Below are 21,688 nucleotides of genomic sequence, written 5' to 3' on the forward strand. Positions count from 1 at the left end.
CGTTGCTGTACAGCTCCGCGAATCGGGCGAGAGCTCTCGCATACCTCTTTAACGCGCGCGCGAGTAGCCGCACGCCGAGCGAAAATTCTCAGCGGGCGGCTGGTGAAAGCGGCTGTTTGTTGCTAAGGCGTCGCAGGCCGGTGAGCCGGCGTCCTACGACCCATCGATCCTGTTGATCCGGCGACCGGTTGGACTTCGACCTGGGGACTCGGGCGACGATTCACGGGCTGGTTGAACTCATGAACTCGGTGGCGGGGTCCGGAGGTTCGCCGGAGTTATGCGGCGGCGCCCCAGGGCTGGAGCCGTCAGCCGGACCGGAACGCGGATCAGGCGGGCCGGATGTTGGCGGATCTGAGGATGCGCGAGCAGTGCCTGGTGCTCGCCCCGGCGCGGAACGCGGCGGGTGGGCCGGGCTTTCGATGGGAATCGGCGGGCCGGCCCACGGCGGCAGGTAGTACACGCGGCCATCGATGCGGTCGAGGTGCCCGCGGCCGGTGGGCTTTTCCGGATCATCGTCGTTGACCGCGTTGTGATACGCGCACAGCGGCACCATATTGGCCATGTTTGTCGGCCCGCCATCTTGGAAGCGGGTGAGGTGATGAATCTGCGAGTCGTCGGCAGGCGCGTTGCACCCGGGCCAGGCGCACGTCGGGTGCTCTGCAGACAGTGCGAGGCGCTGCTTGATGTTGGCGAAACGGCTCGCCATGTAGAGGTTCACGGGGCCGTGGTGGGGGTGGACGAGGGTGATGAGGCCGACGTCGGCAAGCTTTTCGCGCACGAACTCCGCACCGGTCATCGTCGCCCCATTGGTCAACTGCAGCTCAATCTCCTCACCATCGCCATCCACGATGCGGTCCAGCTCATCCAAGCGCACGATGACGTTGGACTGCAGCTTCTGGCCCGAGCCGCCCCCGCCGCGGAACACGGTATGCGCCGCGGTGAGCAAGTCCTTGTCGGTGGTCTTCAACACGGCCAGCAGCTTCGAGATGTTGAGCGAGGAATCCGTAATGCTCAGCGTGTGATTGCGGCCCGCGCGCCGCGTCACCCGCACGCCTGGGGCGGGGTCCTTGGGCGGGTGCCACTCTTTGAGTTTTGCCTTCGCCACCATGGGGATTTTCTCCCGCGGGGTAGCGGCCAGCAGTTGGCGCAGCTCCCACGCCTTGCGGGCCTTGAGCTTGGAACAATAGCGCTCGATATCGAGGAGCGTGAACACGTCGTGGCCCGTGCGGCGCGCTTTGCGCTGCCGGGAGCGGAACATCGTGTCCCCGAAATACACCGCGTGCAGCCCCAGGAGCTTCTCCGCGAAATCCGGCCGCGCACCCATCTCAATTAGCTGCGCGCGCGTGACACCGGCGCATTGCTCGACCACGTCGAGCCCGCGCGCTAGTGCTTGAATGTAACCCCCCAGTTGCATAGCTCACAGCCTAAACCAGGTTGGGGAACCTCGCTACTTGAGCGCAGAAATCGCAGAGCAGAGCTTATCGACGTCCCCCTCCTCCGTCGACCACGCCGTACAGAACCGCACCACGCGCAGGCCTTCGTGTTCTTCGAAGAACTGGCACACGAAGTCCTGCGCGAGCTTCTCTTCCTGTTCGCGTGTCAACAGCGCGAATTGCTGGTTGGTAGGGGAGTCAAAGAGCATGTCGATGCCTGCGGCGCGGAATGCCTCGGCGATGCGCTGGGCCTGGGCGTTGGCGCGGGCGCAGATGTGTTCGTAGAGGGTGGTTGCTGCTGCGCTATGTGCCTTAGCGTCTGGGGTAGTTGCGCTAGCGTCTGCGTAGGAAGCGTTGGTTCCGGGGAGCACATCGGCGGATTCAGGAGCGGGGGCGCTGAAGAGCGCGGCGAATTGCGCGCCGAGCAACCAGCCCTTGGCCAGCAGGCCGCCGTTTTGCTTCATTGCATTGCGAAAACGCGGCGCGCCCGCAGGGAAGACGATGGCCTCGCCGAAGAGGGCGCCGCATTTGGTGCCGCCGATGGTGAAGACGTCGACAAGCGCGGCCAGGTCCGGCAGCGTGATATCTGAGGCGGAGAGGCCATAGCCGAGGCGGGCGCCGTCGACAAACAGGCCCAGCTCGTACTCATCGCAGACCTCGCGCAGGGCCACGAGTTCGGCGCGGGAGTAGGCGGTGCCGAACTCGGTGGGCTGCGTGATGTAGACCAGTGCGGGTTCTGGCATGTGTTCCTCCACCCCGGAGGCGCGGTATTCCTCCATGCAGGCGCGCACCTGCGCGGCGGTGATCTTTCCCAGCTGGTTCGGCAGCGTGATGACCTTGTGCCCGGTGTGCTCGATAGCTCCCGTCTCATGGGTGGCGATGTGCCCGCTATCCGCCGCGATAACGCCCTCCCAGGGGCGCAGGCGATGGGCGATGATCGTGGCGTTGGCCTGCGTGCCACCGACCATGAAATGCACCTCGGCGTTCGGCGCCTGGCAGGCAGTGCGGATGCGCTCAGCGGCCGTGGCACAGAGCTCGTCGGCGCCATAACCGGTATAAGCCCCGCCCGCCCCTGCGATGGCATCAAGGACGCGGGGGTGGGCGGAGCGATGGTAGTCGTTGCCGAAGTGAATCATGGGTGGCCAGTTTAGCCGGTGACGGTGACTTCGCCGATGCCAGCGTCGATGTGAATGTTCAGCAGCGCGTCAGGGTCCTGGCGTTCGGTGCAGTTGCTCTCACCCAGGCCGTCATCACAGGTCAGCGCGACGGGGATGTCCTTCGGGAGGATGACCTCGACGGCGCCGATGCCGGCGTCGACGGTGACGTCGTGCTTGGTTGTGAGGTCGTGGAGCTGGCTGAAGTCCACCGTCGATTCGCCGATGCCCAGGTCGTAGTAGTCCTCGAGCTCATCTTCATGGGTGGGCGCGATGTCTTGCTCACCGACGTTGAAGCGGGCGCTGAAGCCGGACTCGTCGGCCTCGGAGACGAAGGTGACTCCAAGGAAGGTAACCGTCAAGGCGGCGCCCACGGCACCGAGAGCAATTGCCCCCTCAACCCACTGCGAACCGCGCTTCTTTTTCGGTTCCTCCCGCGGGCCCGGCTCCGGCAGGTTCCAGGCATCGGGCACTACGCCGAGTGGATCCCAGGACGGCGGGGTCCTGCGGCCTGATGGGAAAGGGTGGCCGTCCGCCGGGGTATAAGAATTGAGGTTGACCGGCTCTTCGCGCACCGGCTGCTCGGCGGCCAGCAGCCCGCTAGGGGGTAGCGGCTCGCGTTGGTGAAGGGCGTACCACGCCAGCGCCAGCAGGCCGAAGGTCAGTGTAGCGGGCGGAAGGCCGGCGAGGAATTGCCCGCTGAGGAACAGTGGGCCGGAGCTAAACGTCAGAAGGACGCCGACAATTAGGATCCAACCGAGCTCTTGCTCCTCCTTGACGCCATCCTTGCCCAAGGCCGCATCGAGCGGGCAGTAGGGCGATCCGTAGCGCGGCATGAGCGCCCACGCGGCGAGGTAGGCGGCGATGCCCCCGCCGAAAGCGAGTGCTGCGACCACGAAGGCCACGCGCACAATCGTCGGATCGAGCTGATAGCGCACCGCGATGCCTTCACAGACACCGGCGAGCTGGGCGTCGCCGCCCTGCTTTTTGGGAAGGCGGACGGGGCGGGTTGTCCACATCTGGTTGAAAGTGCTGTTCTTCGTCATACTTTTATGGTGCCGCGCGGGGCTTCGCGGCGGTATCGGTAATCGCCCTGATTTTTAGACCTCAGGGTTGTCCCCGATGTGCCGGAGGGGTGGTGCGTGGGACTATGTCTAGTATGACTTCGCCCTATGTCCCCGCCGAGAACGCGGCGCCTTATCCCGTGATGTCACGCCCCCAATCTGGCCGCGTGGTGGCCGGCGTGGCAGCGGGGTTGGCGCAGAATCTGGGGGTTTCGGCGCTCTCCGCGCGCATCGCCTTGACCGCGTTGACCCTGCTGGGTGGGGTGGGGGCGATGGCCTATGCCGGGCTGTGGATCTTCACGCCCGCGCTTGACGACGCCCCCTCCACCCGCCGCAGCCCCCTCTCCCTCGTGCTGGTGTTCCTGGCGCTGGCGGGTAGTGCGGTGGGTGTGTTGGGGGTCTCGGGGGCGTCGCTAAGCGTGGCGGTGCCGTTGGCGGTTGTGGCCATCGGTGCGGTGCTGGCATGGTTGGCGTATGACCGCGGGCTGAACACGCCGGTGGGCCTGGTTGCTGTGGCGGCCGGTGCTGTCCTGGTCATCGGTGGTGTCGTGGTGGCGGCGGTGACGTGGGAGAGCGGATCGGGTTCGGCGATCCTGGCCACGGCGCTGACGCTGGTGGGCTTTGGCGCGCTGGTGGTGCCGCTGGTGCTGAAGCTCTGGCGCTCGCTATCGCAGGAGCAGGCGGCCAAGGCGGTCTCGGAGGAGCGCGCCGAGATTGCCGCCCGCCTGCACGATTCGGTGCTGCAGACGCTGGCGCTGATTCAGAAGCGGGCGGGGGATTCGCGTGAGGTGACGCGTTTGGCGCGCGCCCAAGAGCGCGAGCTGCGCGCCTGGCTTTTCGACGCTCCCTCCGCCGCCCCCACCACCTGCTTCGGCGCCCTCGAAGCGGCGTGCGGGGAGGTGGAAGACCTCTTCGACATGCGGGTATCCGCTGTGACGGTGGGTGAGGATGCGGAGCTGACGGAGGCTGCGAAGTTGCTTATTCAGGCGGCGCGCGAGGCTATGGTCAATGCCGGCAAGCACGCGGGCGTGGACGCGGTGGATGTCTACGCGGAGTTGTTGGCGGGCGAGCTGAGTATCTTCGTGCGTGATCGCGGGGTGGGTTTCGACGTGGATGCTATTCCCGCTGATAGGCACGGGATTCGTGACAGTATTCGCGCGCGCGTAGAGGGATCTGGTGGGCGCGTGCGGATTTCCTCGACCCCGGGGGAGGGCACCGAGGTGGAGCTAGCGGTAGCGTTATGAGCATGGTGAAGGTCTTTTTGGTTGATGATCATTCCGTCTTCCGCGCGGGCGTGCGCGCCGAGTTGGCGGCGGCCCCGGAGATTGAGATTGTGGGCGATGCGGGCACCGTCGCGGAAGCACTGGAGGGCATTGCGCGTACCTCGCCGGACGTGGTGCTTCTCGACGTCCACATGCCCGACGGCGGTGGCCTCGCCGTTATTAACGCGACGGCTAACCAGCCTTCGCGGCCGGTGTTTTTGGCGCTGAGCGTGTCGGATGCGGCGGAGGACGTGATTGCGCTGATTCGGGCGGGTGCGCGCGGGTACGTAACGAAGAATATTTCCGGCCCGGATTTGGCGCGCGCGGTCCTGCAGGTCAACAGCGGGGATGCGTATTTCTCGCCGCGCCTGGCAGGCTTTGTCCTTGACGCTTTTGCCTCCGGATCGCCCGCACCGGAGCCGGAGGAGGGGCAAGACCCAGCAGTGGATGCGCTCACGCGCCGCGAGCTGGAGGTTTTGCGGTTGCTTGCGCGCGGCTATACGTACCGCGAGATTGGCAAGCAGCTGTTCATTTCAGTGAAAACGGTGGAGACGCACGCCTCCAATATTTTGCGCAAGACCCAGCAGTCCAACCGCCATCAGCTCACGCGCTGGGCCACCTCGCGCGACCTGGCTTAAGTCGCAGCCTAGGCAGGGGGAGCGTAGGCGAGCTTGCGGGAGCCGTCGACGTGGGGAAAGAGCAGGAAGGCCGCGCCCGCGACGAGCACCCACACCAGCGCGCTGCCCCAGGCAGGGAGCGCGAGGAGCGGGGAGAGCATAACCATCAACCACAGCACCATGAGGGGAATAAGCTGTGCGGCGTTGGGCAGCATGGTGACGTTGTGGCGCTGGGCATAATCGCGCAGGTCCGCGCGGTAGGGGTGCAGGAATACGAGCGCGCAGGCGGCGATGAGGAGGAGCAGGCTGAGCCCCATGGCGAGCCCGAAGTGGATGCGGCTGGTACCTGCTGCCACGGCGGCACCAGCCAGCAGCGAGGCGCCGAGGCGTACCCACGGCGGAGTGGGGATTGGGGTGGTGTGCGCGCGGAGGGGATTCATGGCGCCTAACGCTACCAGCGCAATTGCGCGTGTCCGGGGAGAGGTTCATAATAGGAGCCATGAATCAAACAGGTGTTCGCGTAGCGGGCGGCTCACGGGCCGACCAGATTGCGGTTCTACGCGCCCAGATTCAACGCCTGGAAACCCCGGATGATTCGGTGCAGGTGCAGCCGGATGCGGAACTTCTTGGCGTCCCTGAAAAGTTATCTGAGCTGCTCCCGGGTGGTGGTCTGCCGCGTAAACGGGCAACCGCCTGCGCGGAATGCGCCGCGCTCGTGGTGGAGCTGATAACTCATGTTAGCGCGGTGGGCGGACACGTCGGGGTAGTGGGCTGGCCGGATCTATCACTCGCACAAGTGGCCGAGGATGGTGATGTCTCCCGGGTCATCACGGTGCCCGACCCGGGCGCGGAGCCCTGGGCGGTAACTAGCGTGCTGTGTGAGGGGCTGGACCTCGTCGTGCACAAGGGGACAGGTGCGCTGAGTCCCACCCGGGCGCGCCCCGTGCTGGCGAAGGTGCGGGCAGGGCAGGCGGCCCTGCTCACCGTGGGGACCCGGCTGCCGGGCACGGCCGTGGAGATCGGTGCGGAGGTCGTCGCGGTGCATGGCCTGGGCCGGGGCAGCGGGCGGATTCGGGGGGTTGATATAGGGGTGCGGGTGGCGTCGGCAAGCATGCGCCCGCGGCGTGGAGTGCTCACGTGCGGGCAGCGACCAGACACGCGCCCGCACTTGGAGGCAGTGTGAGGGTCGCGGCGCTGTGGTTCCCGGATTGGCCCATCCAGGCGCTGCAGGATGCCGAGAGGGCGGCGTGTGTCATCGCCGCCCAGCACCGCGTGGCGGTGTGCAACGCGGCGGCGCGCCGGGCGGGAGTGCGCCGCGGGATGCGCGTGCGCCAAGCCCAAGCCGTCCTGCCGGAGCTGCGCGTGGAGGAGGCCAACCCGGACCGGGACGGGGTGGTGTTCGCGGAGATTGCCGCGGGCCTGGACGCGGTGGCTTCGTCGGTGGAGGTGCTGCGCCCTGGGCTGGTCATCGTGGACGCGGGCGCGGCCGGGCGTTTCCACGGCAGTGAGGCAAAGGCGGTGGAGATGCTTGTCGACGCCACCTCCAGATCCCACCTCGACGCCACCGTCGGCGTCGCGGACGAGATTGCTACCGCGCTGATTGCCGCCCGCCACCGCAACCTGGGCGCGGTGGTGCCGGTAGGAGGGTCGCGCGACTTTCTGGCTAAGCAGCCGGTAGGAGTATTGGCCGCGGAAGTGGCGCTGGGCTGTGCGGCGGACGTGGTTCATTCTTTAGAGCAGCTGGGTGTGCGCACCTTAGGGGAGCTGGCGAGCCTGCCGCTGCGCCAAGTCACCACCCGTTTCGGTGAGGCCGGGCGGCGGTGCCACGCGGTGGCCGCGGCTGCGCCGGATCGGCGCGTGGCACCGGAACTCGCGCGCCCTGACCTGGGCGTGGAGCAGGGCTTCGAGGAGCCCTTGGAGCGCGTGGATGCCGCGGCCTTCGCCGCGCGTCAGCTGGCGGCTCGCCTCCACGCGGCTCTCGAGGAGGCCGGCGTGGTGTGCCTGCGCCTGCGCGTTGCCGCGGAGTTTGAGGGCGGTGAGCGCCTGGAGCGGATCTGGCGTACCCAGGAAGCGCTCAGCGAGGCCGCCACGGCGGATCGTGTGCGCTGGCAGCTCGACGGCTGGCTGAGTACTGCGCGGGCTGGGAGTGCGCCGGGTGAGGGAGGGGGCATCGCCAAGCTGGCGTTGGAACCGGTGGAGGTCGCCCCGCCGGGGGACGGGCTTTTGTGGGGCGCGGGTGAATCCGCCGAGCAGGCTAAGCGTGTCATCGCGCGCGTGCAATCCCAGCTGGGGGTGGATCGCGTGCTGCAACCCCGCCCGGCGGCCGGGCGGGGGGTGGCCGAGCGCATCGAGTACGTCCCTTATGGCGAGCAGCGCGACCCGCAGCCGGAGGGCACGTGGCCGGGGCGCATCCCGGCGCCGCTTCCGGCGAGCCTGGCGCACCCGGCTGCGCGGATTCGGCTTATCGACGTCTCCTCGAAGGACATCATCGTCACCGCCGAGGCCCTCCTTTCCGGGGCTCCAGCAGGTCTGGGGTGGGGCCAGCACCGCTACCGGGTGACTGGGTGGGCCGGCCCGTGGCCCGTGGATACCGGGTGGTGGGAGGCGGGTGCGGCGCAGCGCTGCGCGCGTCTGCAAGTCGTCGGGGAAAACGACAAAGGCCAGCGCGCCTGGTTGCTGGTGTGGGCAGGCGGGCGCTGGTCGGTGGAGGCAACCTATGCCTGAACGGCTTAGTTCAAGATGTCGATGACCAGGCGCGTCGGCGCCCTGAGCACCTGGACCGAATACGGGTGGCGTTCATTAAGCCCGATAACGAACTGCGAGCGGGCCTCGAAGGTGCCGCTGCTGACCACCTGGGTAACCAGCCCGCCGGCGCCCTTTACAGTGCCGATGTTCGGGTCTTCCATGTTGAGCTGGAAGGGGTAGGCGGTGCCGTCGATGCTGACGTCGAGCGCGGCGGAGCCTTCATAAGCAATCGGGTTGCCGGAGCCTTGCTGGGCGGGGGAATCGGTGTAATCGATGAACCAGCCCGGCGAACCATCCCCGACAAACTCGAAGACTACGCGGTCAAAGCCCTCGTGTTTACCCACGCGGACATCGGTCACCACCAGCTCCGAGGGGGCCGGTGGGCGGAGGGTTTTCATCTCCAGGTTGGCGTCCCCCAGCGGGGTTAGGCCAGCGGGCGCGGCGGGGGAGGGCGCAGTGGGAGTGACGGTAGCGGTGGAAGTGGAGGCGCCGGACAGGGTGGCGTCGAGAGTCTTCGTGGGGTCGCCGGTACTACCATCCGGGGAGGAAGACGGAGCGCATCCCTGAAGCACGAGCGCACCCGAGACAACGAGTGCGGCCACGGGGGCGGCTGTGCGCAAGAGATTGTGTTTCGGCATAATTCCGAGCGTAGCGGCACCGCAGGGAATTATATGCATCGAGCTAAGCATCGTAACCACATTGTTGTGAAGGAAGTGATGCCAGTTAAGATGGCGCCATGACCTTCTGCTCCGACGTCCAGGTTGAGCCCCTGGCTGGTACCGCTAAACAAGAATCTGTGTACGTCCTTTTCGAGTGGCCCACGGCGTGGTCGCGCGACGTGCTCGATGGCCGTACCTTCGGCCCGGGCCTCACCGAGAAGCTCAAGGCCAAGCTCAAGGGCGTGGCGGGCCTACAGCTCATTCGCCGCCCGGGGCGCGCCGGGCATGAGCGGGGGACGGGGCACTTCCGTTGTTTCGTCGTGTGGGCGCGCGAGGGGCTGGTGCAGGATTACACCCTGAACGGCCCAGAGGACATTCTTGACCTGGATCTTGAGCATCCCACCGGCACGTGCCTGCCGCTGGTGCTCGTGTGCACCCACGCCAAGCGCGATGCCTGCTGCGCCATCAAGGGGCGCCCGCTGGCTGCCTCCCTGGCATGTGAATTTGAGGAGACCGTGTGGGAAACCTCCCACACCAAAGGCCACCGCTTCGCGCCGTCGGTGCTGCTGATGCCGTGGGGCTATTCCTTTGGCCGCCTCAACGTGGAGGCCGGCCGTGAGCTCGTGGGCAAGGCGCTGCACGGCGAGTATTTCTACCCCGCCAACCGCGGTTCCGGCCTCACCACGCCCCGGGGCCAGGTGGCGGAGCTTGCGGTGGCACGCCAGCTTCTCGACGCCTCCGAGACCCTCCACTACGGCGACCTCACCGTCGACGCGACAGATACCGCAGCGGCAGGTACTGCCGCTGTGCGACACCGCGACGGCCGCGCATGGGACGTGGAACTGGAAGAAAAAGAGGCCTCCGGCGTCGTCTCCTCCTGCGGAGACAAACCGAAGACCTCTCGAATCTACGTCGCGCGTCGCGTCGAAAAGCGCAGCGTATAGATAGGGGTTGGCGCGGTTAGCGGCGCATAATCTTGGCCGAGAGCCAGTTGCCAAAGAACTGCGCTGCCTGCACCAGCACGATGATGATGAGGGTAGCCACCACGGTGACCTCCCACTCGAAGGCGCGGTAGCCGTAGACAATGGCGAAGTCACCCAAGCCACCGCCGCCGACGTAGCCGGCCATCGCGGACATATCGACGATGCCGATGAACAGGAAGGTGTAGCCCAGTACCAGCGGGCCCAGCGCCTCCGGAATGATGACCGTGGTGATGATCTTCCACGGCGAAGCGCCCATCGCGCGGGCCGCCTCGATCACACCCGGATCCAGCGCCACGAGGTTCTGCTCCACGATGCGCGCCACTGCGAAGGTAGCCGCAATCACCATGACGAACGTGGCCGGTTCACGGCCGATGGAGCTTCCCAGCACCGCCACCGTCAGCGGCTGGACAAAAGCCAGCAGGATGATGAACGGGATCGGGCGAATGAAGTTCACCAGAATGTTGATGACGAAGTGAATGGGCTTGTTCTGCAGGATGCCGCCCGGGCGCGTGGTGTAGAGCAGGATGCCCAGCACGAGGCCGATGATGCCGGCGAGCACCAGGGTCGTGGCGACCATGATGAGGGTGTCCTTGATGGCGTCGACAAGCGTGCCGCCCAGTCGGTCCCAATTGGCCTGCGCGAGGTAGGTGACGTTCATCGTTGGATCTCCTCAATCTCGGTGGTGCGTTGCATGTGTGCGTAGAAGTCTTCGATGGCGGCGTCCGGGCCGTTGAGGCGGACGGTGATCTTGCCAAAGGAGTGCTTTTGCAAGGTGGTGATACCGCCGTGGACCACGGCGATGGACACGCCCTCGTCCGCGAGCTTGCCCGCGGCATCGAAGAAGCCGGACTTCTCTGTCAGGTTGATGGTGAACAGGCGGCCTTCGTGGGCCAAGAGGTCATCGGCCTCGACGACGTCCGGGGTGTTGCGCAGCGAGGTGGCCACGAATTTCTCCGCCACCTTGGTTCGGGGATTGGAGAAGACCTCATAGACGCTGCCGGACTCAATAACGTGGCCGCCTTCCATGACGGCGACCTTGTCTGCGATGGAGCGCACGACGTCCATCTCGTGGGTAATGACCACGATGGTAATGCCGAGATCGCGGTTGACCTTGCGCAGTAGGTCGAGGACCTCATGGGTGGTGGTGGGGTCGAGCGCCGAGGTGGCCTCGTCCGCCAGCAGCAGGGAAGGGTTATTAGCCAGGGCGCGGGCGATGCCGACGCGCTGCTTCTGGCCGCCGGAGAGCTGCTCCGGGTAATTATCGCCCTTGTCCGCCAGGCCAACGAACTCCAGTAACTCCTGCACGCGCTTTTTACGCTCCTGCTTCTCGACGCCCTGCAGTTTCAGCGGGTACTCAATATTGCCCGCCGCAGTGCGCGAGGACATGAGGTTGAACTGCTGGAAGATCATGCCGATGTTGCGGCGGATGCCGCGCAGCTTGGACTCGGGAAGGGGGACGACATCGGTGCCGTCGAGAAGCAGCTGCCCCGAGGTCGGCTTATCCAGTCCGTTGATCATGCGCACCAGCGTGGACTTACCTGCGCCGGAGAAGCCAATGATGCCGATGATCTCGCCGGGCTCGACGGTCAGGGAGACATTATCGAGTGCGGTGGTGGTGGTTTTCTTGTTTTTAAAGACTTTGGTGATGTTGCGGAATTCAATCCGGGTGCCCTGGCGGGCGCCAGTGTGTTCAGTCACGTGGTTTTCCTTTGTACGTGTCCGTGTAGTGAATAAGCAGGGAGTAACGGGCAAAATCCCCCGGGTCACGCAAACGAGCGTGAGCGCGGGGGTGAGGGAGATTCGCTTAGCTGGAGGAGGCTTCCTCTTCTAGGCGGTCCAGTATCTCTTGGAGTTCTGCTTGGGGCTTGTCCACGAAGATGGTGGTGCCACCCGTGGTGTCTTGCACCGCGGCCTTCACCTCATCAGAGAGGTAGAGTTCAGCCAGCTTCTTGACCTTCTCATTGTCCTTGTCCTTTTCCTGCACAGCCCACACGTTGACGTAGGGGTCGAACAGGATCTCCGGGTCGGCGTTGGGGTTTTCCGGGTCGTCGTAAAGCACGGCGTCGGCCGGGTTGATACCCGCACGCTTGAAGAAGGAGTTGGTGATGATGGCAGGCTTGCCTTCGCCGAAGGCGGACGGAGTCTGGGAGGCATCGACCGGGGTGATGGTCACCTTGGAAGCGGACTCGTCGATATCGGCGGGATCCGGGGTGAGCTTGCCCTCTTCCTTGAGCTTCAGCAAACCGTTGGCTGCCAGCAGGTTGATGGCGCGGCCCTGGTTCGTGGCGTCATTCGGAATGGCGATGTCCTGCCCCTCGATGCCGTCGATGCTGTCGTGGCCCTTCCAGAACAGAGGCATGGGGTAGACCTGCGTGGACGCAACTGGGACAAGGTTTGTGCCGTTGCCCACGTTGTACTCGGCGAGGAACTTTAAGTGCTGGAACTTGTTGGTGTCCGTGCTCCCCTCAGCCAATGACTGGTTGGGGGTGGCGTAGTCGGTAAAGCTCTTCATCTCGATCTCGATGCCTTCCTTGGCAGCGAGCTCTTTGAGCACGCCCCACTCCGGAAGCTCGGCGTCGGTGGTGCCGATGATGATGGGATCCTCGGCGGTACCAGCGGCGAAATCGGAGCTTGCAGACGAGCAGGCGACCAAGCTGGTAGCGGCAGCGAGGCTAGCTACAGCGGCTGCTACGAGACGGCGGATGCGCATGATTCGTCCTTTGCTAGTTAGTCAGTGAAGGCTGCTTAAACCTGCTCCTCGAGGCGGTCCAGAATCTCCTGGAGCTCCTCCTGGGAGCGGTCCACGGCCACGGCGGTGTCGCCGGAGGACTTCAGGACCGCGTCGGTGACCTTCTGGTCCTTCCACAGCTTGGCCAGCTCGTGGAGGGTTTCGTTATCGGCGTCGTCGGCACGCACGGCCCAGACGTTGATGTAAGGCTCGGCCTCGGTGGAGTCCGGGTCATCCTGAGCAACGGCAGACTGCGGGTCAATGCCGGCGCGCTCGAGGAAGGAGTTGTTGATAACGGCAGGCTTGCCCTCGCCGTAGGCGGCCGGGGTCTGGGCAGCGTCCACCGGGGTGACCTTGACCTTGGATTTCTTCTCATCGATGTCCAGCGGGGTCGGGGTCAGCGGGCTGCCCTCCTTGAGGGTGACCAGGCCTTCCTGGACCAGCAGGCCGATGGCGCGGCCCTGGTTGGTGGAGTCGTTCGGGATGGCGACTTCCTGGCCCTCGACGTCACCGAGGTCCTTGTGGTCCTTCCAGTAGATGGCCAGCGGGTAGATCTCGGTAGCTGCCAGCGGGACGAGGTCGGTGCCGTTGCCCTTGTTGTATTCAGCCAGGAACTTCAGGTGCTGGAACTTGTTGGTCGTCAGCTTGCCCTGGTCCAGAGCCTGGTTCGGGGTGTTGTAGTCGGCGAAGTTTTCCAGCTTGACGTCGAAGCCGGCCTCCTTGGCCAGGTCCTGGAATACGGCCCACTCTTCCATGTTGGCGTCGGTGGTGCCGATGGTGATGGTGGAGTCCTTGGTAATGGCCTCACCGGAGTTCTCGGACTCGGCGGAGTCCGAGGAGCAAGCAACCAGGCCAGTTGCAGCGATGACGGCTGCCGAGGTGGCAGCAAGTACGCGACGGATGCTCATAGTGGGTTCCTAGTGTCCCTTCTTGGTTTGTGCGGCAAGTCGTATCACCGCAGGAGTATGCACTGCACGAAAAACTAGCAACGATTGAACCGCTTTGTCTATCCGAGTATTTGTTCAACGAAAACCTTGACTGGAATACATGTTCGAATATAGTGTGTGGGGCTATGAGGTTCAATGGGGGTGAGGCGCTGCCGTGGTCCCGGGTGGAGAGGATTCTCTCTGGCCGCCCGGGGCCCGTCCCGGTGCCGGTGGGCCACCTTCCGGGGGCGGCGGAGGAGCCGGAGGCCGGGCATTCCGCCGTGCCTTTCGCGGAGCTGCATGCGGTGAGCTCGTATAGCTTCCTCCACGGCGCCTCCGAGCCGGAGGAGCTGGTGGCGCGCGCCGTCGAGCTGGGCTTGCGGGGGATTGCACTGGTAGATAGGGATGGATTCTATGGCCTCATGAAATTTGCGGAGGCCGCCGCCAAGGTGGGGCTGCCCGCAGTCTTTGGGGCGGAGCTCAGTCTCGACCCGGCCCCCCTGACCGTTCTGGCTCGCGCCCCGGAGGGCTATCGGCGTTTATCCCGGCTCATCTCCCGCGCGCACATGGAGGCGGGGGAGAAGGGGGCTGTGTCCTATCCTTCCCTGGCGGAGATTGGTGCGCAGTTGCAGGATGAATGCCTGTTCCTGGTGGGCTGGGAGTGGGCTGAGCATTTCGATCTTCTGGTCGATGGAATAAAAATAGACAGCATGGTTCTGGAGTATGCCTGTACCCAGCTTCCGGAGGACGCGGACCACCACCTACTGCTGGATTCCTTGCCGGTTCCGCGCGCCATCGCAACCGCCCGCCCGGCTGCCGCCACACGGCAACACGCGCGGCTGGCCGGCGCCAAAGAAGCCTTGTCTAGACGCCTCGCGCTTGCCGACGCCTCCCCCAACTCCCACCCCATGGGCTCGTCCTGGCTGCGCTCCGGGGAACAGATGGCGCAGCTGTTTCCGGATCGTCCCGAGCTCATCGCGGAAACCGTCCGCGTCCTTGAGGAATGCAGCTTCACCTGGGAGGCGCTGGCCCCAAACCTGCCTGATTTCGACGTGCCGGAAGGCCATACCGAGATGTCCTGGCTAGAGCACCTCACCTTCGAGCGCGCGGCAGTTCGCTATGCCACGCGGCCTAAGGAGATTCGGGAGCGGGCGTGGGAGCAGATGCGGTACGAGCTGGGCGTAGTGAAGCAGCTGGGCTTTCCCGGCTACTTCCTCATCGTGTGTGATCTCGTGGACTTTTGTAAACGGGAGAATATCCTGTGCCAGGGGCGGGGCTCGGCGGCGAATTCGGCGGTGTGCTTCGCGCTGGGGATTACGAATGCGGAGCCGATTTCCGCGGGCCTGCTCTTTGAGCGCTTCCTCTCCCCGGACCGCGATGGCCCGCCGGATATTGACATCGATATTGAATCGGGGCGGCGCGAGGAGGTCATTCAGTACGTCTATGCCAAGCACGGCCGCGAGCGCGCCGCGCAGGTGGCCAACGTGATTACGTACCGCCGCAAAGGCGCGCTGCGGGATGCCGCCCGCGCGTTGGGCTACCCGCAGGGTTCGGCCGATGCCTGGTCGAAGGGGATCGCGCCCGCGCCTTCGGACGTTGAATCCTTGGCCGAGCAGTTTATAGGGCAGCCGCGCCACCTGGGCATTCACTCCGGCGGCATGGTGCTGTGCGACCGGCCAATTGCGGATGTCGTGCCCGTGGAATGGGCGCGCATGGAAAACCGCTCGGTGCTGCAGTGGGATAAGGATGATTGTGCCGCGGCCGGGCTGGTGAAGTTCGACCTGCTGGGCCTGGGCATGCTCGAAGCCCTGCATCACATGATGGACTTGGTGGAGGAAAGCACCGGCAGGGTGGTCAACCTGTGGGAGCTGGACCTGGCTGACCCGGAAGTCTATGACATGCTCTGCCGCGCGGATGCGGTGGGCGTGTTCCAGGTGGAATCGCGCGCGCAGCTGAGCACGCTGCCGAGGCTCAAGCCGCGGGTCTTCTTCGACCTCGTGGTGGAGGTCGCGCTCATCCGCCCGGGTCCCATTCAGGGCGGGTCGGTGCACCCCTACCTGCGCCGCCGCGATGGCAAGGAGCCGGTGACCTATGACCATCCGGTGCTGGAGAAGTCCCTGGGCAAGACGCTGGGGATTCCGCTCTTTCAGGAGCAACTCATGCAGATTGTGGTCGATGCCGCCGGGTTCAGCGGCGCGGAGGCTGACGACCTGCGGCGCGCGATGGGCTCGAAGCGCTCGCCGGCCAAGATGGCGGCGCTTAAGCAGCGTTTTTATGAGGGTCTGGAGGAGACCAACGGGATCGTCGGGGAGGTCGCGGACAAGCTGTGGGCCAAGATCGTGGCCTTCGCCGCGTACGGCTTTCCGGAGTCGCACTCGCAGTCTTTTGCCTCCTTGGTGTACTTTTCGGCGTGGTTTAAGCGCTATTACCCGGCGCAGTTTTGCGTTGGCTTGTTGCGCGCGCAGCCGATGGGTTTCTACTCGCCGCAGTCGCTTATTCAGGACGCCCGCCGCCACGGCGTGGAGGTGTTGCCGGTCAGCGTCAACGAGTCGGGCCGCGAGGCGCGCGTGGTGGTGGGCGCGGACGGTCAGGCGCGTATCCGCTTGGGGCTTAACCTCATCAAGGGGTTGGGTGATAAGGCCGCCGATCGCATTGAAGCGGCCGCGCCGTTTGGCGACGTCCCCGATCTCTCCCGTCGTGCCGATCTCACCGTCGATCACGTGGAGGCTCTTGCGGTGGCGGGGGCTTTGGATGTCTTTGGGGTGGATCGTCGCCAAGCGTTGTGGCAGGCCGGTGTTGCCGCGACAGAACGGGCAGGGATGCTGCCGGGGCTTTCGGCTATTGAGGCGCCGTCTTTGCCGGGGATGAGTGCTTTTGAGCTTATGGCGGCGGACGTGGCGAGCACTGGTGTGACCCACAACCAGCAGCCGATGGAGCAGGCGCGTGAGGCGCTGCGTGCTCGTGGTGTCTTGGCGGCGGCGGATCTGCCGGCCGTGGAGGATGGCACCCGCGTGCGTATCGCCGGGGTGGTCACGCACCGCCAGCGCCCGCATACTGCAGGTGGCGTGGTCTTCTTCGGCTTGGAGGATGAGACTGGGTTGATGAACGTGATGGTCTCGCCCGGCCTGTGGGCCAGGGATAAGGTCACCGCGCGGACAGCGCCCGCGCTCATCGTGCGCGGCATCGTGCAGAATGCCTCCGGCGCGGTCACCGTTGCTGCGGACCAGCTGGAGCCGCTGGCCTTCGGCGAGGCCCTTTCGCGCGGCTCGCGGGATTTCCGCTAAGAGGTTTATTCCTTTGAGATGAGCTCGTCGCGGTTCATTTTTCCCGCCAGGGAACGGGCCACCGAGAACGGCACCCACACCATGAGCAGCAGGATGATCTTGAGGTAGAGCTGGGACACGAACACACCGTCCATGATGGGCATGGTTCGGGCACCCCAGGCGATAAGGCCAGTCACTGGCAGCAAGATGACGAGTGCTGCGAGGGAGAACTTGAGGCCGTCGTCGCGGGCTTCGACGTGCTGCTGCATTTGGTACTCATCGAGCTCCGTCGTGGGCAGGTCTGCGGCACCTATCGCTGAGCGCAGGCGGGCGGTCAGCAGCGCGGTGAGCAGCGTTCCGAGGCAGGCCACCATGAGTGAGGTAAAGGAGTCCCAGAACTGCAGGGGGAGGGACAGGATGATGAGGCAGGAGGAGAGATCGGCCAGGGTGATGTAGCGCTTGCGGGTCTTAACGGAATCGGGGATGGTAGCGGCGGACATGAGCGAGTTAGTCCTTTCGGTAGATTTCGGAGGACATGGGGGTGAATTCGGTCCGGGAGAACACGGCTTCCACGGGCAAGTCAAAGACCTCGCAGATATTGAATGCGAGATCCAGGCTGGGGGAGTGGTCGCCGCGCTCGAGGGCGCCGATGGTTTGGGGGTTGACCCCGATGGTGTCGGCAAGCTGTGCGCGCGTCATGTCCCGTTCAACGCGGAGCACGCGGACCCGGTTAAATAGTGGGCGGGTTGGCTTTTTCTTTGGGGACATGCACCACAGTGTTGTATAAACCCAACAAGTTGTCAAGGGTTCATGTTAGTGTGTTGGCATGAACCCCGTATCCCCGTCACTCACGAAAGCCCGCTACATCACGAATTTGAGCTGGGACATTATCCTCGCCGCCCTAGCGGCCGCGGCGGCATATTTCTGGTGGGATTGGCTCTATTGGGTCGCCGGCGCGTTTCTCGTGTGGGCACTCTACGAACTGTGGCTCATCCCCGCGCAGGTCAAAAACTTAGGCTGGCAGGAAACCGCCGATGAATTACTGGTCACCCGCGGAAAAATCTGGAACACCTTCACCGTCGTGCCCTACGGCCGCATCCAGTTCGTCGACGTCACCGCCGGCCCCGTCGAGCGGGCGATGGGGCTGAAAAAGGTGAAACTGCACACGGCGTCGCCCAGCAGCGACGCCACCATCCCCGGCCTCCTTGCTGCCGACGCCGACGCCCTGCGCGAACGCCTCGCCGTCAAGGCCCGCGAGAGGATGAGTGGGCTGTGAAGGACCGCGCGCTTATCGACGCCGACGGCTACACCCGCGTCCACCGCCTCACCCCGCTGCTGCGTTTCTGGTCGCTGATTCTGGCCTTGGTGGCCGTTCTCGCGGTGAACGTCAACGCCTCCATGGTGTCGGACGTTCTGTCCTACGTGCAGGGTGGGCACTTGGGTGAGGTCGGCCGCGGCACCCTGCTGGGCATCGGTGCCTTCGTGCTGGTGTGCACGGTGATTTGGCTCGTCTCCGGAATTTGGTGGCGCAAGCTGGGCTACAAGCTCACCGAGGATGAAATCGCGCTGCGCCACGGTGTCATCTCAACGTCCTTCCGTTCCGCGCGCTATGAGCGCATCCAGGCGGTGGATGTCGTGGAATCCATCATCGCGCGCCTATTGGGCTTGGCCGCAGTCCGTGTGGAGACCGCGGGCGGCACCTCCTCCGTCATCAAAATCGAGTACCTGACCAAGGCGACAGCGGAGGAGCTGCGCGCGGAGCTGCTGCGGCGCACAAATAAGGGGTCTGCCAGTGAGCCAGCGCCGGAAACTCCCGCCGCCTTGATTCCGGAGATTCCCATCCTGCGCACGATTGCCGCTGAGGCTTTGCGCCTGCCCACGTTGGTTACCGCACTCGTCATCGGCGGCCTGCTCTTCCTCCCCGGGATGTGGACCGCGCTGCTGCCTATCATCGTGGGCTTCGTGGGGCGGGTGTGGAGTCTGGTGGATTCCTCGTGGACGTTCACCGCGCTTCACGACGCCCCCGCCAACGCCCTCAACGTCTCCTACGGTCTTGCCGACCGCCGCCGCCAAACCATCCGCATCAGCCGCATCCACGGCGTGCGGGTGAGCCAGCCTTTTCTGTGGAGGCGCTTCGGCTGGTACGAGGTGCACGTCTCGGTGGCCGGGTATGGCGCGAAGGGCGGCGGCAAGCAGTCAGGTTCCACGCGCATCCTGCCGGTGGGCACCCGCGAGCAGGCACTGGAGCTTTTAGAGCTCATCTCAGATCTAGACCGCGCGCAGATTGAGGATTTCGCACGCCCTGAAGGGCGCACCCAGCCCACTTATACCTCCCCGCGCCGGGCGACGTGGATCAGCCCCATTGACCGTAAGCAGCAGTCGGTGACGCTGGTGGAATCGCCTCAGCCGGTGACCATCGTGCACCGCGGCCGCATCAACCGCCGCGTCATAGTGATTGGTACCCCGCACATCCAGGAGCTCACGCTGAAGGTGGGGCCGTTGGGTCACCTCGCGGGTGTGCGCACCGTGCGCTTCGACCTTGTGGCGGGCCCGGTCAAGATGGCCGGCCAAGACCTCACGCCTGCCGATGCCTCCGCGCTCCTCACCCGCTTGCGCTCCCGCCGCCTCCCCGCCCTCGAGTCTGCGCCTGCTCCTAGCGGCGGCGACGAAGCTTGAGCAGCACCGGCCCGCGGGTGCGGCTGGGGCCGGCACACGTTGAGGCTGCCGAACAAGACCCGCATCCGCCCGCAGGGCAGGAGCCGAGCGGCTCCATATCGAGCACTCCGCTGGCGGTGAGGTGATCCAGAATCACATCGACCGTGCCGGGCTCCAGCCCGGTCTGCGCCGCGATGGCTACGCGCGAGCGCACACCGGATTCGATGGCTTGCTGCACGGCGTGAATGGGCGAGGCAGGCATTAGATAAACACCCTCAGAATCTGGAAGGCCGCCACTGCCAGCACCCACGCGGTGGCCAGCTGAATGCCGAAGCCAAAGAGCGTCCAGCGCCAGCCAATCTCGCGGCGCTGCGCGGCAATCGTGGCCACGCAGGGTGTGTAGGCCAGCAGGAAGAGCATGTAGGCCCACACCGCGGCGAGGGGATGGCCGCCGGAGGCGCGGTCGAAATCTTGACGCACGTGGTCACTGAGCGCGCTGTGGGATTGCTCCTCCGCGGAGGCGTCGGTGACGTCGTCGACGGCGTAGGTCTGCGCCCACGTCGAAATCAGCGCCTCCTTGGCCACGAAACCAGTGACCAGCGGGCCGGCCAGGGACCACGAGTCGAAGCCAGCCGGGGCAAAGGCCGGGGCAATGGTGCGCGAGACCGCGCCATAGGCGGAATCCTCCGGCGCTGGTGGCTCGCCCAAGGTGGTCTCGTGCACCGCGGCCCCAACCGGGATGGCCATGAGCAGCCACACCACGACCACGGTAGTCACGATGATGCCGCCGGCGGTCTGCAGGAAGCCCTTCAATCGCCTCCACATCACGCTCAGCGCCAGACGCACGGTGGGCAGCTGGTACGTCGGCAAGTCAATAACCAGCGCTTCCTCAGGCACCGCGCGCCACAGCGTCTTGCGCAGCGCCAAACCCACCAGCACGAGCAGCGCGATGGAAATGACGTACATGATGAACACCACGCTGCCGGCGTGCTCTGGGAAGAACGTGGCCGAAAGCATGACGAAGACCACCAAGCGCGCCGAGCACGAGGTAAACGGGATGAGCAGCGCCGTCATAATGCGATGCCGCGGGCTTCCCAGCACGCGCGTGGCCGAGATCGCCGGCACGTTACAGCCAAAGCCCACCACGATGGGGATAAAGGCCTTGCCCGGCAAGCCTATGGCCCGCATAAGGCGGTCGGTCACCACCGCCGCGCGCGCCATGTAGCCGGAATCCTCCAGCACCGCCAAACACAAAAACATCAGCGCCATGAGCGGGGCGAAGGTGAGGACCATGCCGACGCCGCCGATGAGGCCGTCGACAAGCAAGCCCGTAACGAGGGGGTGGCCCAGGCCGATGGCTTCAAGCCCCGCCCGCGCCCAATCGCTCAAGGGTCCGGAGACTAACGCCTCCAGGCCATCCTGCAGGGGAGCGGCCACCGTGGTGGTGATCTGGAAGACCAGCCACATCACGGCCAGAAACAGCAGCGGACCCACGACTGGGTGGAGGGCCACCGCATCGAGGCGGTGGGAGAGTGGCGTGGCATGCTCGACCTCGCTTACCGAGGCCTTCGCCGCCGCATCCAGCTCCGCGAAGCGGCCCTCCAGGCCGGTGTCCTCGCGCAGCTGCACCGGGTGGTGCGCCAAAGACTCCACGACGACCTCGCGCAGCTTCTCGACGCCCTCCCGCTTACGCCCATCAACCTCCACCACTGGGATGGAGGTGGCCTCAGTGAGTGCAGCAGCGTCAACCACTTGACCCTGGTTGAGGGCCACGACAGTCTTCGTCAGCGCGATGATGAGGCGGTAGGGCTGCTCCGCCAATTGGAGGGCCACGTTGAGGCCGCGCGCGACGGCGCTGGCATCGACGACCACGACGACGGCGTCGGGGCGCTCATCGTCGGGGCAATCGATGAGCATGGCGCGGGTGAGCGCCTCATCGGGGCTGAGCGGATCGAGCGAGTAGGTGCCGGGGAAGTCGATGAGATCGGCGGTGGATTCACCCAGCTTCCACGCACCGCGGCTGACCTCAACGGTGGTTCCCGGCCAATTGCCGGTCTGCGCCTTCGCGCCGGTCAGAGCATTAAAGAGCGTGGACTTGCCGGAATTCGGGGAGCCGACGAGCGCGATGATGGGTGCTCCGGCAGGAGCTATCGCGCCGCCCGGATCGCCGTGACAGCTGGGTTTCGTGGTGGCCATGAT

At 65.3% G+C, this 21,688-nt stretch carries 21 protein-coding genes; 8 read left to right on the plus strand and 13 right to left on the minus strand.

Going from position 1 to position 21,688, the window contains the following annotated elements:
- Positions 1–220 precede the first annotated feature (220 nt).
- The 3 genes from HMPREF2698_RS08790 to HMPREF2698_RS08800 are packed head-to-tail and all read right to left on the minus strand — an operon-like array spanning position 221 to position 3,633.
- On the minus strand, positions 221–1,414 hold the full coding sequence (locus HMPREF2698_RS08790; RefSeq protein ID WP_070521513.1) for an HNH endonuclease signature motif containing protein: 1,194 nt from the start codon (positions 1,412–1,414) through the stop codon (positions 221–223).
- 33 nt (positions 1,415–1,447) lie between these two features.
- A complete protein-coding gene (locus HMPREF2698_RS08795; RefSeq protein WP_070521511.1) occupies positions 1,448–2,569 on the minus strand; it encodes a threonine aldolase family protein in 1,122 nt (373 codons plus the stop codon).
- Positions 2,570–2,580: 11 nt separating this feature from the next.
- A complete protein-coding gene (locus tag HMPREF2698_RS08800; protein ID WP_070521508.1) occupies positions 2,581–3,633 on the minus strand; it encodes a PspC domain-containing protein in 1,053 nt (350 codons plus the stop codon).
- 113 nt (positions 3,634–3,746) lie between these two features.
- Here HMPREF2698_RS08800 and HMPREF2698_RS08805 point away from each other — a divergent pair, with 113 nt between their 5' ends.
- On the plus strand, positions 3,747–4,895 hold the full coding sequence (locus HMPREF2698_RS08805; RefSeq protein ID WP_210386596.1) for an ATP-binding protein: 1,149 nt from the start codon (positions 3,747–3,749) through the stop codon (positions 4,893–4,895).
- Positions 4,896–4,897: 2 nt separating this feature from the next.
- The gene (locus tag HMPREF2698_RS08810; protein ID WP_070521502.1) at positions 4,898–5,551 is read left to right on the plus strand and encodes a response regulator; all 654 of its coding nucleotides are present in this window, start codon (positions 4,898–4,900) and stop codon (positions 5,549–5,551) included.
- 8 nt (positions 5,552–5,559) lie between these two features.
- Here HMPREF2698_RS08810 and HMPREF2698_RS08815 read toward each other — a convergent pair whose 3' ends face one another.
- Positions 5,560–5,970: a hypothetical protein gene (locus HMPREF2698_RS08815; protein WP_070521499.1), complete on the minus strand. Its 411-nt coding sequence runs from the start codon at positions 5,968–5,970 to the stop codon at positions 5,560–5,562.
- A gap of 59 nt (positions 5,971–6,029) precedes the next feature.
- Here HMPREF2698_RS08815 and HMPREF2698_RS08820 point away from each other — a divergent pair, with 59 nt between their 5' ends.
- A complete protein-coding gene (locus tag HMPREF2698_RS08820; protein ID WP_070521496.1) occupies positions 6,030–6,713 on the plus strand; it encodes a hypothetical protein in 684 nt (227 codons plus the stop codon).
- Positions 6,710–8,254: a DNA polymerase Y family protein gene (locus tag HMPREF2698_RS08825; RefSeq protein WP_070563800.1), complete on the plus strand. Its 1,545-nt coding sequence runs from the start codon at positions 6,710–6,712 to the stop codon at positions 8,252–8,254. The genes HMPREF2698_RS08820 and HMPREF2698_RS08825 overlap by 4 nt, the downstream gene beginning before the upstream one ends.
- Positions 8,255–8,259: 5 nt before the next feature.
- On the opposite strand, the gene HMPREF2698_RS08830 is transcribed toward HMPREF2698_RS08825, so the two are convergent.
- Positions 8,260–8,913 (minus strand): AMIN-like domain-containing (lipo)protein, encoded by a 654-nt coding sequence (locus HMPREF2698_RS08830; RefSeq protein ID WP_070563803.1) that lies wholly within the window; start codon positions 8,911–8,913, stop codon positions 8,260–8,262.
- A gap of 98 nt (positions 8,914–9,011) precedes the next feature.
- Here HMPREF2698_RS08830 and HMPREF2698_RS08835 point away from each other — a divergent pair, with 98 nt between their 5' ends.
- On the plus strand, positions 9,012–9,878 hold the full coding sequence (locus HMPREF2698_RS08835) for a sucrase ferredoxin (protein WP_070563806.1): 867 nt from the start codon (positions 9,012–9,014) through the stop codon (positions 9,876–9,878).
- A 16-nt stretch (positions 9,879–9,894) separates the two neighbouring features.
- Here the strand turns inward: HMPREF2698_RS08835 and HMPREF2698_RS08840 are convergent, their stop codons facing one another.
- The 4 genes from HMPREF2698_RS08840 to HMPREF2698_RS08855 form a co-directional block, all read right to left on the minus strand.
- The gene (locus HMPREF2698_RS08840; RefSeq protein ID WP_070563809.1) at positions 9,895–10,575 is read right to left on the minus strand and encodes a methionine ABC transporter permease; all 681 of its coding nucleotides are present in this window, start codon (positions 10,573–10,575) and stop codon (positions 9,895–9,897) included.
- The gene (locus HMPREF2698_RS08845) at positions 10,572–11,615 is read right to left on the minus strand and encodes a methionine ABC transporter ATP-binding protein (protein WP_070563812.1); all 1,044 of its coding nucleotides are present in this window, start codon (positions 11,613–11,615) and stop codon (positions 10,572–10,574) included. Before HMPREF2698_RS08845 ends, HMPREF2698_RS08840 begins: the two co-directional genes overlap by 4 nt.
- 106 nt (positions 11,616–11,721) lie before the next feature.
- Positions 11,722–12,627 (minus strand): MetQ/NlpA family ABC transporter substrate-binding protein, encoded by a 906-nt coding sequence (locus HMPREF2698_RS08850; RefSeq protein ID WP_070563814.1) that lies wholly within the window; start codon positions 12,625–12,627, stop codon positions 11,722–11,724.
- A gap of 35 nt (positions 12,628–12,662) precedes the next feature.
- Positions 12,663–13,553, minus strand: coding sequence for a MetQ/NlpA family ABC transporter substrate-binding protein (locus HMPREF2698_RS08855; RefSeq protein ID WP_070530712.1), 891 nt, complete (start codon positions 13,551–13,553; stop codon positions 12,663–12,665).
- A 164-nt stretch (positions 13,554–13,717) separates the two neighbouring features.
- Between HMPREF2698_RS08855 and HMPREF2698_RS08860 the strand changes: the two genes are divergently transcribed.
- Positions 13,718–16,855 carry an error-prone DNA polymerase gene (locus tag HMPREF2698_RS08860; protein ID WP_070563817.1) on the plus strand — a complete coding sequence of 1,046 codons (3,138 nt, stop codon included), beginning with the start codon at positions 13,718–13,720 and terminating at the stop codon, positions 16,853–16,855.
- A 5-nt stretch (positions 16,856–16,860) separates the two neighbouring features.
- Here the strand turns inward: HMPREF2698_RS08860 and HMPREF2698_RS08865 are convergent, their stop codons facing one another.
- Positions 16,861–17,334, minus strand: coding sequence for a hypothetical protein (locus HMPREF2698_RS08865; protein ID WP_070563820.1), 474 nt, complete (start codon positions 17,332–17,334; stop codon positions 16,861–16,863).
- 7 nt (positions 17,335–17,341) lie between these two features.
- Positions 17,342–17,602 (minus strand): helix-turn-helix transcriptional regulator, encoded by a 261-nt coding sequence (locus tag HMPREF2698_RS08870; RefSeq protein WP_070530708.1) that lies wholly within the window; start codon positions 17,600–17,602, stop codon positions 17,342–17,344.
- A 58-nt stretch (positions 17,603–17,660) separates the two neighbouring features.
- Here HMPREF2698_RS08870 and HMPREF2698_RS08875 point away from each other — a divergent pair, with 58 nt between their 5' ends.
- A complete protein-coding gene (locus tag HMPREF2698_RS08875) occupies positions 17,661–18,110 on the plus strand; it encodes a PH domain-containing protein (RefSeq protein ID WP_070563822.1) in 450 nt (149 codons plus the stop codon).
- On the plus strand, positions 18,107–19,510 hold the full coding sequence (locus HMPREF2698_RS08880) for a PH domain-containing protein (protein WP_070563825.1): 1,404 nt from the start codon (positions 18,107–18,109) through the stop codon (positions 19,508–19,510). The genes HMPREF2698_RS08875 and HMPREF2698_RS08880 overlap by 4 nt, the downstream gene beginning before the upstream one ends.
- Here the strand turns inward: HMPREF2698_RS08880 and HMPREF2698_RS08885 are convergent.
- The gene (locus HMPREF2698_RS08885; protein ID WP_070563828.1) at positions 19,488–19,751 is read right to left on the minus strand and encodes a FeoC-like transcriptional regulator; all 264 of its coding nucleotides are present in this window, start codon (positions 19,749–19,751) and stop codon (positions 19,488–19,490) included. The two genes, HMPREF2698_RS08880 and HMPREF2698_RS08885, sit on opposite strands and share 23 nt — an antisense overlap.
- The gene (feoB, locus tag HMPREF2698_RS08890; RefSeq protein WP_070563831.1) at positions 19,751–21,685 is read right to left on the minus strand and encodes a ferrous iron transport protein B; all 1,935 of its coding nucleotides are present in this window, start codon (positions 21,683–21,685) and stop codon (positions 19,751–19,753) included. Before feoB ends, HMPREF2698_RS08885 begins: the two co-directional genes overlap by 1 nt.
- Positions 21,686–21,688 lie beyond the last annotated feature (3 nt).

Origin of the sequence: Corynebacterium sp. HMSC072A02 (genome assembly GCF_001810085.1) — a bacterium.
GTDB classification, from domain to species: Bacteria; Actinomycetota; Actinomycetes; order Mycobacteriales; family Mycobacteriaceae; genus Corynebacterium; species Corynebacterium hesseae.